Source organism: Pedobacter sp. Leaf250, assembly GCF_920984735.1.
Classification (GTDB): domain Bacteria; phylum Bacteroidota; class Bacteroidia; order Sphingobacteriales; family Sphingobacteriaceae; genus Pedobacter.
This window is the reverse complement of sequence record NZ_CAKLBU010000003.1, coordinates 24279-38853: the sequence shown is the minus strand read 5'-3', so window position 1 is coordinate 38853 and position 14575 is coordinate 24279. Positions and strand designations below refer to the sequence as shown.

Here is a 14575-nt window from a genome sequence, read left to right as displayed (position 1 = left end):
ACTTGGTTAGTTATCTTTTCAGATAGATTTAGTTACTCTGTTTGTTCGTTATATATTTTGATTAGTGAATAGTTTTATTTTTTTTCCCAGCTGTCGGCAAGCATTTTAATGAAATAGCCACCTACAACACTCCGGGCTTGAAAACCAGCTTTTTTGCCAGAAATTGTTTCATGCCAATCACTCAAAGGCACTTTATCTGATGTCTCTCCGGCAAATTTGTAAATGGGCTTTATAAATTTTTGAAATTCCTGTGGATTATCGCTCAAGGTTGCCGTCCACATAATCCAATCAGATTTTGTGTAAGCTTTACGACTATCCAATGGCAAACCGAAAGCATTTTGCTTGGTTAAGTAATAATTGATTTCTTTACGATATACATCATTTGGAAATAAATTAAGCTTCAATAATTTATCCCAAACGAGATTGTATTTTTGGCTCCAGGTATTTTTATCGTTAAAGGTTAGGGCGTAGTGATCGCCTGCATCGGCTAGTTTTTGCCAATTCTTGGCCATGTCTAAAGCAGCACTTCTATATTTCGTGGCAATTTCAGTTTTACCCAACTGTTGCGCCAATTGTGCGTAAACACCTAAGCCCACAATTGCCTTTACAGATAAATTTGAATTACGTGCCAAATGACCAGCGAAATCATCAGTACACAACTGATTGGTCGGGTCAAATCCTTCTTTTAAAAGATAATTAGCCCATCTCGACATTTCTTTCCAATGCTTTTCTGCATAGCTTGCGTTGCCTTCCGCTTTTGCCAGTGCACCAACTAAAATAATCATATTTCCTGCTTCTTCAACAGGCATATCTTCACCGTAAATTTGACCGTTAGCAATTGGATAAGTACCAATATCATGCGCCGGGTAATCTTTATTCCATTTCCCACTTTCCGAATAGTAGAAAATACCGTTAAGCATGCCTTTTAATAATTCGGGATTGTAAAGCAGATACTGTGGTGCCGACGGATAAGTTACATCGACCGTATTGATGAAACCACCACTAAAATTTTCCTTTGAAAGGAATAAAATATCGCCGTTGGGTGCATACACAATTTTGTGTGCCGCAATGCTTTGACGATAAGCCAATTTGCATAAATCTGCGTATTCCTTACCACCTGCTTTTGTAGCATCAACCACTAATTTAGCATCGAAAGCCTTGGTTTTAGTTTTTAAAGTAGCATAGTCGTTATTGGCTTGGGTAAGTTGACTTTCGAATGTGCTTGATGCTGAAGTTTTCCAGATTGGCAACAATTGATCGCCAAAGTATTCGATTGATTTCAAGTCATCGTAACCCAGCATTACATATTTTTCTACTGATTTTGCTCCAACATTACCAAATGGAATTACAGTACTTAGATCTTGTGTTTTAACATTTACGGCTTGTGAAGTTTGTGGATATTGACCTGACTTAAAATGATTTAAGTTAGCAATTTGATTACCGATGTATTGCTTGGCACCAAATTTTGCTGGAACTGCCACATACATATATCCCCAGTCAATTCTTAAATCATCGTTTTTCTTTTGAAGAACAGGCTGTTCTACCGTTCCGGCTTTTAAAATGGATAAATTATTATTGGCGTTTTTCCATACCGAAACGGGTTGGTTAGGCGTGTTAACAGCCAGGTTTGATGAGGCACTAAAATACACTTCAACTTTGTGTGCTTTACCATCGGCAGACTTTGCTGCATAGGTAATGTAACTGATTGGTCTTGCTGTTAACTTGATATCATTTAACAATAATGGAGAAGTAAAGGTTACTTTAAGATTTACACCTCCACATTTGAAATCGTAAATGGTATTTGTAGCTTCAACTGCAACATTGGTTTGTGTTGCTTTTAATACTTTCGATCCGTTTGGAATTTCTTCCACAATACCTGCGTCAAGATGTCTTCCACCTGCAGTATTTTTGCAATCGATGGCTAAAATGTTTTCTCCATTATTTAATACACCCTCTGCAATTGGAATGTAGATGTACTCGTGTACCCAACCATCTTTTTCATAAATCGTTTTACCATTTAGGTAAACAATAACATTATCATCATGGCTAAGCTTTAAATATTTTTTAGCTGATGAGGATTTATCAATCGAGAATTTTCTGCGGTAATAAATTTCGTCGGTGTTCCATTTTGTTTTGGCCGTTTTATCATCACCGAAAGGGGCTTCATTTTTTTTCCAATAGCTGTCATTAAAAGATAAACTGTTCCATCCTGTTGCTGGCTTTTTGAAAGTATAACTGGCCTGATAGTTTAATTCATCGGCTGCGCCTAAAATAGTTTTGTAGTTTTTTGATTCGGCACCAAGAAATCTATAAAATTTACCATCTACCTTAACTACACCTAAAAGTGATTGCTCTTTGCCAGTCCAATGTTTGGTAACAGAATTATTTAATCCATCACCGAACGACCAAATGCTCAAGTAAGTATCGTGTGCAATTAATGGGTAAGCAGCTGCCTTATCTTGCGCTTGTACATTAAAACATAGGATGTAGCAGAATACTAATAGGTATAGGTTTCTCATAAAAAAGGAATATTTGGTTACTTCTCGTTAAACGTTTTACTAACTCAATAAATCGCCTTCTTTTAAAACTTATATTAAAAGAAAATTTAATTTATTTTAAAAAATGGTTTGCGATTGAGTTAAGCCGTTTCTTCATAAAACGTTTTACTATCTCAATATTAGAGAATTTAAAATCATAATGAAATAGCGCTAACGCAACATTTTAGTTACGAATTATCGTTCAATAAGTTTAGCAGGAATTATAACCTTTTGGTTTTCCAATTTGGTTTTTGAAGAAAGCTGACTAAGGATTAATTGAATTACGGTTTCGGCGATTTCTTCTAATGGCTGTTGCACTGCAGAAATGCTCGGCGTATGAAGTTCAAAAACCTCATGATCATCGTAAGCGATAACCGAGAAGTTATCTCCTATTTGTTTATCGAGCTGTTTTAAGGCTTTTAGACCACTGATAGCTAAATAATTTGTGGCAAATAACACTGCATCAATATCTTGTGCAAGGAATAACGATTTCATTTGAGCTATCGTTTCCGACTCATCTTGATTGAAATGGATTTTAAGTACAAGTCCATCATTAAAGTCAACATTATGATCTACTAGCGCTTGTTTATAACCCTCAAAACGCTCAATAATTTGTTCTACATCGATATCAGTGGTAACCAGTGCAATTTTCTTTTTACCTTTTTTGATAAAACTCTCTATAGATTGATAAGAAGCCTTGAAATGATCGGCACCAACATAGTGGGTTTCAAGCTCTGATAAATTTCTATCAAATAAGATTACCGGTTTATTATCGGCTAATAACACTTTAATATCATCTTCAATTCCTTTGGTAGGCGAAATAATATAGCCATCAACTTTCCTTGATTTGAACATATTAATAAGTTCTTTCGCCTTTTCTACATTATTCTCGGTACTGGAATAAATAATTTTATACCCTTTTTTGTAAGCTTTATCTTCTATTAGGCGGGCAATACGAGAAAAAAATGAATTGGAAATATCCTCTATAATTAAGCCAATGATATTTGAATTTCCGGTACGTAGGCTTCTGGCAATTTGATTTGGTTTATAACCACTCTCTTTAATGATTTCTTCCACCTTCTTAATCACAGCCTCACTAATCGATTTTTCTTTGGCTTTACCATTAATGATAAATGATACAGTTGTGATCGATACACCCGCCTTTACAGCGATATCTTTTATGGAAAGGGTTTTCATTTGGCGTTCAAGTTGTTGGTTATTCAAAAAGAGGGATGAATACAGTGATTTTTGAATTTTTGCTAATATAAAGCTTAATCATTAAAAATTTTGAAAATTAAACGTTTTAGCTTGTGAAGCAAATGTAATTAGTTTGGTTGTTAATTTTTGTTAAAATCAAGAAAGGCACCGGTGGTGCCTTTCTTGATTTTGATTAATATCCTGGATTTTGTTTTAAATTAGAATTAAGTGCAATTTGTTGTTGCGGTATCGGATACAGCTGTCTGTTCGCGTTTGTTGGTTGATGATCCCACCATTGTGTGGTATGGAATTTTCCAAAACGAATCAAATCATCGCGGCGAAAACCTTCGAAAATAAATTCGCGGCCACGCTCTACCAGCAATTCATCCAAAGTTAAATTTGCAATGGTGTATTGGTTGGCTGCCCAATTTGCTGGTGCAAAGGCTCTTACCTTACAATCATTAATTAACTGAACGGCTTCAGCAGTTGCGGTTCCGCCATTTTTACGCATCAATGCTTCTGCCTTTGCAAAATATATCCATGTTAAACGGTAGATGTTCCAATCGGTATTGTTATAAACATTACTAGGTTGTGTAGTAGCATTTGCAACCTGGTTACCCAATTTGTATTTATTAAAACGAACCCCACTGTTTTCTTCGCCTTCACTCATATTACTAACGGTTGAGCCAGTTTTGTTTCTTTGAATGTTATCTACAAATTCCAATTGTTTACCATCATACTCGTTTCCGCCTGTAGCAATTAAAGGTTGGCCATTATCAAAGCGAGTCATTTTCCCTTCCAATAACCAAGTTCTTTTTCTTAAATCGGCATCTACATATTTAGTAAAATTGCCTGGTACAACAACAATTCCATCATTCCCGTTTCTACTGCCACCATAAATAAACTGTTGATTAAAATGGTAAAAATCGCTGGGGAAACCAGGTTGGAAATTTGCTCTTTGAAATTCGTAGGCAACCGAAAATATAGTCTCCTTACTCAAATCATTATCTGGCTTAAACTGATCAGTAATATTTGGATCCAAAGCCATATTACCATTCATTCCGCCAGCTTGGTTCGAAATTATTTTATCTGCAGCCGCGATGCAATCGTCCCAACGGGCTGTACCTGTCCATGCCTGAGCATTTAAGTAAAGTTCTACCAGCATAGCATAACCACCTGCCTGGCTCATTCTACCCAGCATTGATTTTGATAACTTCGGTGCTTTTTCGATATTATCTTTAATCTCTTTCTCAATAAAATTGAAAACTTCAGTTCTGCTTAGTGTAGATGGCCTTGCTGGCTCTCCCACAACCGTTACAACTGGAATATTACCAAACAGATCCATCAATTTTAAATAGTGATACGCCCTAAATAACTTCAGCTCGGCTAAAAAAGCATCTTTTTCTTGCTGCGTAATGCCTAACTGTGTTGCATCGCGTTTTTCTAAATTTTCAATCGGCACGTTACACAATCCAACACCCCAGTACATTAACGACCAGGCACTGTTGATTCCGCCTTCATCAACTGTCCAGGTGTGGTAATGCAATCTTTTCCATTTACCGCCATCTTCTCCATGCCTGCCTTTTGTTGGCCAAGCCAACTGATCGCCAGAAAGTTCGGCCAAGCGCCACCAGCCATCTTGCCCTGCCGAAGTACCCCAGGCATTTGCATGTGTATAAGGCCTTAATACGGCAGAAATGATCTCGTTTTTATTGGTGTAGAAATTATCGCTACTTATGGTATCGTACAAATTTTCATCCAGTTTCGTACAACCGTTTGCCGTAATTAACAGCATAGCTGCTAAACACGATGAATATATTTTATTTAATGTTTTCATGTTATTCAGTTTAAAATCCAAAGGTTACACCTAATAAGAAAGAAGAAGTGCTTGGGTACGGACCTCTGCCATCAACTCCTAATACGCCATCGTTAGCTGGCTGACCTAAACCAGTATCTTTCACAAAATCTGGATCGTTACCTGTGTATTTGGTAAATGTGGCTAAGTTTTGCCCGGTGATGTAAGCTCTTAAATTGCGGATGTTTTTTGATTTTAGTTTGAAGGTATAGCCAAATGTTACCTCGTCAATTTTTATGAAACTACCATCTTCTATATAATAATCAGAGTACATATAAGTGTCATTAATTTGAGCATATTTATCGAATGCAGAATTTAACAAGTTAGTACCCGAAACCTTATTACCATAAGAAAGTGCAGTGGTGTTTAAGATCTGGTAATCGAATTTACCTCTTAAGAAAACACGTAAATCAAACTGTTTGTAATTGAAGCTATTGGTTAATGACAAATAATATTTTGGAATGGCATTACCAATTACAGCTAAATCTGTTTGATCTCTAAGAAAAGAATTATTGATTTGATCATTTCTTATTGCTTGACCATTTCTGTTGAAGAACAGCCATTTTCCATCACCTGTAAATCCAGCAAAACGTTTGCCCCAGAAATCACCAATTTTGCCACCCTCATAAATACGAATAGAATTACCCAAATCGCCGAAACCTCCGATTGGAGCAGTAGATAAATAATCTCTTTTATACTCGCTGTTTGAATATGAATCTAATTTATTGCTGGTTGTACTTGCTGCTAAATCAATATTATATTTGAAATCTTTTCCTTTAATGGCTTGGTAGCTTAATGCTAACTCAATACCTTTTGCCGAAATCGACCCAACATTGGTGTAGATAGATGAACGTACAAATGGAGGTTGAGGAGAATCATAGTTATCCAATAAATCTTTCGTTACGCGTTTAAATAAATCCAACGATCCGGTAAGGCGGCTAGAAAAAAGCGTAAAATCCAAACCTAAGTTAATTTCTTGTTTCTTTTCCCATCTTAAATCAGGATTTGGGTTGGTATTTGGGCCGTAAGTTTCGCGGTATTGTCCATCAGGATAAAGGTAAACACCACCTGTACCTAAAGTAACCAATGATGCGTAGTTTGAGATACCCGAATTTCCTGTTTCACCATAACCCAGCCTCACTTTCAAATTGTTAACCCATTTCACATTTTCCATGAATTTTTCTTCGGTAACTGTCCAGCCTGCAGAAACTGCTGGGAAATTTGCCCATTTATTATTTACACCGAAACGGGATGAACCTTCTCTACGTAAAATGGCTTGCAAATAGTACCTGTTTTTGAAGGTATAATTTACCCTTCCGAAGAAAGCGATTAGTGTGTTGTCGTTTTTAAAACTTCCTAAAAAAGCTTTACCCGCAGCGAGTTGATTACCTGCATTTAAATTATTTTCCTGAAACTGATCATTTAAGAAACCTAAGTTACCCGCATTGAAACCTTCATTCACTTCGTAACGATAACTGTACCCGCCAATAGCAGTTAAACTATGGTCTTCACCAAAAGTGGTCATATATTGCAAAGTAGGCTCCACATTAAAATTCTGTTCCAAAACGGTAGAACGAGCGGCATAACCCCCATTTTTATAAATGTCATTTTCTAAGGAATATTCTCCAAAAACAGAGCGGTACGAGCCATCGATATAGCTATTGCGTTGTACTGCACCAAAAACCGAAGCTTTAAATCCTTTAAAAATTTCGTACTCGGCTTTAGCATCAATCGAACTGGTTTGCTGTTGCCTTTTGTTAGTTTCCTGCTCTAACCTCGCTAGTTCATTCGTTGCATTAGGATCAAAAAACCAGCTTCCATCAGGATTGTAGTAAGACTGCGTTGGGTTTCTGGTCAATTGATTTTCCCAGCCGCCGCCACCTAACAAATCGCCCTTATTAAAATTGGTTGATAAGTTTACTTGTGTAAATAATTTATCATCTAATCCTTTTGAATTTAAATTCAACCTGATTCCGTATTCAGTACGGCGGTTATTTTTAGCGAAGCCTTGCAAATCGCGGTAATTAATACTGGCTCTGTAACTGGTTTTTTCTGAACCACCAGACATTGACAGATTATGATTTTGACTTAAGTTTTCTTTATTTACCAAATCATTGAAAGGATCAAGTGATGCACCATAATCCTGGCGATCGAATTGGCCAGAGCGTATTTTTTCCCTGAATTCGTCAACTGTTAAAAAATCCGGTCGTTGATACAAGTATTCCTTGCGCAGATAACCGGAGTAATCAAAACGTGCCGGACCAGCTTTACCTTTTTTGGTAGTTACCAAAATTACCCCAGCATTTGCTCTGGTACCGTAAATTGCAGCACCCGATCCATCTTTTAACACACTAAATGAAGCAATATCATCTTGTTGCAGCAGGTCTAAATTTCCTCCGGGAATACCATCTATAACAATAAGTGGACTTTGACTACCAGTTACTGACGTTACACCACGAAGCTGGATGCCTACACCTGAATTGGGATTGGAACCACCTGTACGGGTAATTTGCAAACCAGCAACTTTACCTTGTAATAAATCGAGCGGGTTTCGCGATCCGCTCTGCCTGAATTGAGAAGTATCAACCGTGGCAATTGCCGATGTTACTTCTTTCGCTTTTAGCGTTCCATAACCTACAACCACTACTTCATCTAATTTTTGCGAAGCAGATGGAACAAGATTAATGGTTAATGGTGCAGCACCTGTTCCGGCTGGAACGGATCTGCTTTGGTAACCGATGTAGCTAAATACTAAAATATCGGTTGGCGCAGCAACTGTAATACTGAAACGCCCATTTTCTTGAGTTACCGAACCGCCAGTTTTTCCTTGAATTTTAATTCCGACTCCTGGAAGTCCGATTTTTTTTTCATCTAAAACCACACCGATAATGGTTTTTTGTCCGGCGGCATTTGCGGGGGCAGTGGCAGGACCATCTGCTGGTGGAGCTGCAGGAACTGGACTAGCACCGCCAAGTGGATTTACCGGAACCTTAACCGAATCGGCAGGTTTAGCAACGGGTACTTTTTTGGTGGTGTCTCTTTTTGTAGTGTCTTGCTGGAAATAATAACGACTGAAACTTTTGGTTTCATTCATTGATTTAGCAAACAACTGGGGGCTTGAAATTAGGAACAGGCATAGGAATCCCGTAATCCTGAGTAGAATGTTTTTCATTGGCACTCATTAGTTTAGTTTATAATTAGTTACGCTATGCGTTTAATAATTCGCTTAAATTAATGAGGGCGGGAAATTAATTAGGGACGATTAGAATTTACGCAAAACGATTTAGTAACGCAGAAACGAAACATTTGTTTTACAAAAAATGAAAACTTTTGTGTTTAATGATTATTTCTTTCATGAATATTGATAAATCAGCTTGGCGGTTTTTGCTGATGCACCAGGATTACCCATCAAAATTAACAGCTCATTATAGTTTTTAAGCATGGTATTTCTTCCTGCTCCTGAAACGATTTGCTGGAGTTCTTCTGTTACTTTTTGGGTATTGCAATCTTCTTGTATAAGTTCGGTTACAATTTTTTTATTAACGATTAAATTAACCAGGGAGATAAATTTAATCTTCACCAACATGCGGGCAATGGCTATAGATATAGTTCCACCCCGGTATACCACAACTTGTGGCACTTTGAATAATGCGGTTTCTAAAGTAGCGGTTCCAGAAGCCACAATTGCAGCATGGGCATGATGCAATAAATTGTAGGTATTGTTAAATAATAAACTAACTTTTTTGTCTCCTGTAAATTGATGGTAGTAATTTTCATCAAAAGTTGGGGCTGCTGCAATAGCAAACTGATAATCTGGAAATTGATCGGTAACGCTCAGCATTACAGGCAGTAACCTTTCTATTTCTTGTTTTCTGCTTCCAGGAAGTAGTGCAATAATCTTTTGATCGCTTAAATGATGTGTTGCTATGAAATTTGGATCGGGCAAAAATGCCGCCTGCTCATCCAGCAGTGGATTTCCTACATAATCTACATCCATTCCCCATTCTTTATAAAAATTAACTTCGAATGGAAGAATACAAAACATATGGTCGACTACTTTTTTTATTTTTAAAACCCTTTTCTGGTTCCAGGCCCAAATTTTAGGAGAAATGTAATAACAAACCCGTATGTTATGCTCTTTTGCAAACTCGGCAATTTTTAAATTGAAACCCGGAAAATCGATCAGAATTAAAACATCGGGTTGCCAGCTCAAGATATCAGCTTTGCACTTTTTTAGGTTTTTAAAAATCGTTCTTAAATTTAAAACCACTTCAGTAAAACCCATAAAAGCCATTTCGGCATAATGTTTTACCAAGTCGCCACCTTCGGCCTGCATTTTATCGCCACCAAAATAACGAAATACAGCATTATTATCCTCCAGCTTCAAAGCCTTCATTAAATTGGCGCCATGTAAATCGCCTGATGCTTCTCCGGCTACGAGGTAGTATTTCATAAATGTAAGATGTGAGATGGATAAGGGAAAGTGTGATTGGGATGTAGAGATACATTATCCATTTTACATTTCCCGTCTTCCATTATTAAAAAACCTTATATCCGAAGAAAATAAAAGCACATAAAAATGTGGCAGCTAAAATTCCCCGACCAATGTTCAGTTTGTTGTATTTAAAAAAGTATTGCATTACATAGGCATTAACGGCAATGCCGCCGATATATAGCAAATCGGCTTTTGATAATGATGCCACATGGTGGATAATGTACCAGGCAATGCCGCATAAAATGGCCGGGATAAATAATCCAATACCTAATCCAATCCACACAGAATCGTTTAACTTCCTTAGCTTATCGTTCATATTTTGTTTGATAAACTTAGCCTAAGTTAATGCCATCAGGTGCTGAAACTGTTCTTTTCTCATCATTGGATTTAATTTTATCCCCACCTGAAAAACTCCATCCATTTAAAGTTTGAATGGCATGGTGCGCCGTTAAATCAAACTGCACCGGAACAACCGATACATAACCATGTTCCAAAGCCCAAACATCGGTATCTTCTCCCTTATCAAAATTTTCGAAAACTCCGGTTAACCAATAATATGGGCGTTTGTATGGATCAACTCGTTCTTCAAATTCTTCCATCCATTTTGCATTGGCCTGTCTGCAAATTTTTACGCCCTTTAATTTATCTCCTTTCGGAAAATTTACATTTAACAAAACACCTTCAGGCAAACCGGTTTCCAATACTTGCAAACAAATATCCTTAATGTATTTTTTGGTATGGCTAAAATCAGCATCAGCTGCAAAATCATCCATCGAAAAGCCTACGGATGGAATTTTTTCAATAGCACCTTCCACTGCCGCAGACATGGTTCCAGAATATAAAACATTGATAGAATTATTTAATCCATGGTTAATCCCCGAAACACATAGATCAGGTTTTTTTCCTTTAAATATTTTATTTACGCCCAGTTTAACGCAATCAACTGGTGTTCCACTGCATTTATACATTTCAACGCCATCATAAAGATCAACTTTATCAAAACGAATTGGTTTGCCAATGGTAATGGCGTGGCCCATCCCGCTTTGCGGACTATCGGGTGCAACAACAACTACATTACCAATTTGCTGCATCACCTCCATCAGATTTTTAATCCCCGTGGCTGTAATTCCATCATCATTTACAACCAAAATGTTTGGTTTTGCCTTATGCTTTGTCATGCCGGTAAAAATACAGAATATAAAATCAAGGCACAATAAAGCGATGTTTTATATGCGAAAATCATTTATTAGCTTTTCTTGTTAATATATTTTTTAAACCATTTCATTCGATGCCAGAAACCGTATATATTTGATTAAATAACTTATAAACTGAGGGCTGTATTTGGGTATATCATCAACCAAATAACCATCACAATCATAAACCAAAATCAATTAAATGAAAACCAAACTATTTACATTGGCTTGCCTTCTCGTGGCAAGTTCGGTGGTAAAGGCTCAAACTGTTTATCAATGGAAAACAGGAACGTCTGGCGGTTACAGCTACAAATATGTAACAAACGATCCTACGAAATCGCGTTTTTATACCTTGAAAAACGGATTGACCGTAATTTTATCGCAAAATAACAAGGAGCCAAACATTACTTATAAAATGGCGGTAAGAGCGGGTAGTAATACCGATCCACGCACCAATACCGGCCTGGCTCACTATTTAGAACATCTTTTATTTAAAGGCACCGATAAGTTTGGAACGCTGAATTACGCCAAAGAAAAACCATTATTAGATAAGATAGAAGCACTTTACGAAACTTATAACAAAACTACCGATCCGGCTAAACGTAAAGAAATTTACAAAGAAATTGATAAGGTTTCTGGCGAAGCATCTGAATATTCAATTGCAAACGAATATGATAAAATGATGAAATCGATTGGAAGTAATTCTACCAATGCCCACACTTCTGTTGAGGAAACCGTTTATGAAGAAGATCTTCCTTCAAATGCGATCGATAAATTTCTATCGCTTCAGGCAGAACGTTTCCGTGCTCCGGTTTTCCGTATTTTCCATACAGAATTAGAAGCTGTTTACGAAGAAAAAAACATCGGTATGGATAATGATGGACGTAAAATGTACGAGAAAATGCTCAACGCACTTTTCCCTACACACAATTACGGACAGCAAACTACCATTGGAACCATTGAGCACTTAAAAAATCCATCATTGGTTGAAATTAGAAAATATTACAACAAATATTATGTGCCAAATAATATGGCCTTAATCATGTCTGGTGATATTAATTACGATGATTTAATTAAGAAGATTGATAAGGATTTTGCTTACATGGTATCAAAACCATTTGCATTATATAACCCAGCTCCAGAAAAGCCATTAACACAAATTCAAAAAGTTGATATTTACGGGCCGAGTGCTGAAAGTTTATATGTTGCTTATCGCGGTTATGCCCAAAATACTCGCCAGAGTTTACTGCTAGATTTAATCGGAAGCATTCTTTCTAATGGCAAGGCAGGCTTAATGGATATCAACATTAATAAACAACAAAAGATGTTGAGAGCCAATGCAGGCTATAATTCTATGAAAGATTACGGTGTATTCATTCTATCTGGATCTCCAAAAGCTGGCCAGAGTTTAGAAGAAGCGCAAAAACTTTTATTAGAACAAGTTGATTTACTTAAAAAAGGCGAATTTGATGAAAGTTTAATTAAAGCAACTGTGGCCAACATTAAATTAGCCGAATTGCAAGGTTACGACAATAACGATGTTCGTGCTGATGCAACCATGAACGCTTTTATTCAAAACCGGGGCACGGAGTGGGATAAAACTTTAGCCGCAACTGATGCAATGGCAAAAGTAACAAAGAAAGAAATTGTAGATTTTGCCAATCAGTTTTTCGTTAATAACTATGTATCAATCCTAAAACATAAAGGCGAAGATAAAAGCATTGTTAAGGTAGAAAAACCAACCATTACGGCAGTAAAAACCAATGTAAATGAAGTTTCGCCATTTACTAAAAACATTATTGGCGCTCCGGTAAAACCCATTGCACCAAAATTTTTAGATTACAAAAAAGACCTGAATTTCGGTAAAGCAGGCATTGCAGATGTAATTGCCGTTCAAAACACAGAGAATGGAATTTTCCGCATGGGCTATCGCTTTGAAATGGGCTCATACAATTACAAATTATTGCCTTATGCAGCACAATATTTAGCTTTCTTAAGCACCGATAAATATTCAGCAGAAGATATAAGTAAAGCATTTTATAACCTGGCTTGTAGCTATAACATTAATGTGGGCACAGAAGTTACAACCGTTTCTTTAAGTGGTTTACAAGAGAATTTTGATAAAGCAGTGGCTTTGTTGGAAGATGTTTTGGCAAATTGCAAACCAAATGAAAAAGCACTTGAAGATTTAAAAGGCCGTTTATTAAAATCGAGAGAAAATGCAAAATTGAATAAATCTTCAATTTTAGGAGGTTTAATGAGTTATGCGCAATACGGCTCAGATAATCCATTTAATTATGGGTTGAGCAATGATGAAATCAAGAACATGAAATCATCAGACTTAATTTATTTATTGCATAACTTAACCAATTACAACCACACGATCACCTATTTTGGTCCAAAGAATTTAGAAGCGTTTTCAGCAGATATTAAAAAAGTTCATGCTTTAGGTAAAGAATTTACACCTGCTGCACCAATGAAGAAATTTGTTTACACCAAAACCGATTCGAACAAGGTTTACTTTGCAGATTACGATATGGTTCAGGCAGAAATTCGTTGGGTGCGTAACTCTGGCTTATATGATCCAACTAACGCTGCTAAAATTGGTTTGTTTAACAATTATTTTGGTGGTGGCATGGGTTCGATCGTTTTCCAAACCATTCGCGAATCTAAAGCTTTGGCTTATTCTACTTTTGCAGTATACTCTTCACCAAACAGCAAAGAGAAAGAAAATTCGATGGTTGCATACGTAGGTACGCAAGCCGATAAAATGAATGAAGCTGTAGCAGGGATGAATGAATTGCTAACGGTTTTACCAGAATCAGATAAGTCGTTCGATTTATCTAAAAACAACTCATTAAATGGTATTGAAACTTCCAGAATCACAAAGGATGGCATTATCTATACTTATTTAGCTGATCAAAAATTAGGTTTCGATCACGATTCGAGAATTGATGAATATGCAGCTTTGAAACCACTAACTTTTGCCGATGTTAAAGCTTTCCATGGCAGCAACATTTCTGGCAAACCTTATAGTTATTGCGTGGTAGCTTCAGAGAAGAAAATTAATCTGGCCGATTTAGCCAAATTTGGCACTGTTACTAAACTTAGCTTAGAACAGATTTTCGGATACTAAGAAAGTAAAAAGGTTAAATCCTAAAAGTTTTTAAGCAAGTAAGCGTTTCGGTTTAAAAGCCGGAACGCTTTTTTTATAAGGTATTGGTTAAAATATTTCAGAAGCAAATAATTATATAAGTTATTAATTTGAAAATGAGCGAATAGTAATTCTTGGCTAAAG

The 14575-nt window shown here is 36.7% G+C and carries 8 protein-coding genes; 1 reads left to right on the top strand and 7 read right to left on the bottom strand.

What is annotated here, in order from left to right; genetic code table 11:
* Positions 1–74 precede the first annotated feature (74 nt).
* From LUA91_RS03405 to surE, 7 genes are all read right to left on the bottom strand, one after another.
* Positions 75–2519: a glutaminase family protein gene (locus tag LUA91_RS03405; RefSeq protein ID WP_231424599.1), complete on the bottom strand. Its 2445-nt coding sequence runs from the start codon at positions 2517–2519 to the stop codon at positions 75–77.
* A gap of 213 nt (positions 2520–2732) precedes the next feature.
* Positions 2733–3734, bottom strand: a complete 1002-nt coding sequence (locus tag LUA91_RS03400; RefSeq protein ID WP_231424598.1) for a LacI family DNA-binding transcriptional regulator — start codon at positions 3732–3734, stop codon at positions 2733–2735.
* 193 nt (positions 3735–3927) lie between these two features.
* Positions 3928–5571 carry a RagB/SusD family nutrient uptake outer membrane protein gene (locus tag LUA91_RS03395; protein WP_231424597.1) on the bottom strand — a complete coding sequence of 548 codons (1644 nt, stop codon included), beginning with the start codon at positions 5569–5571 and terminating at the stop codon, positions 3928–3930.
* A 10-nt stretch (positions 5572–5581) separates the two neighbouring features.
* Complete coding sequence (locus LUA91_RS03390) at positions 5582–8683, bottom strand: SusC/RagA family TonB-linked outer membrane protein (RefSeq protein WP_231424596.1); 3102 nt, start codon at positions 8681–8683, stop codon at positions 5582–5584.
* 258 nt (positions 8684–8941) lie between these two features.
* A complete protein-coding gene (lpxB, locus tag LUA91_RS03385) occupies positions 8942–10042 on the bottom strand; it encodes a lipid-A-disaccharide synthase (RefSeq protein WP_231424595.1) in 1101 nt (366 codons plus the stop codon).
* Positions 10043–10127: 85 nt separating this feature from the next.
* Positions 10128–10400, bottom strand: coding sequence for a stationary phase survival protein SurE (locus LUA91_RS03380; protein ID WP_231424593.1), 273 nt, complete (start codon positions 10398–10400; stop codon positions 10128–10130).
* A gap of 16 nt (positions 10401–10416) precedes the next feature.
* A complete protein-coding gene (gene surE / locus LUA91_RS03375; protein WP_231424591.1) occupies positions 10417–11262 on the bottom strand; it encodes a 5'/3'-nucleotidase SurE in 846 nt (281 codons plus the stop codon).
* A 217-nt stretch (positions 11263–11479) separates the two neighbouring features.
* Here surE and LUA91_RS03370 point away from each other — a divergent pair, with 217 nt between their 5' ends.
* A complete protein-coding gene (locus LUA91_RS03370; protein ID WP_231424590.1) occupies positions 11480–14413 on the top strand; it encodes a pitrilysin family protein in 2934 nt (977 codons plus the stop codon).
* Positions 14414–14575: the final 162 nt, after the last annotated feature.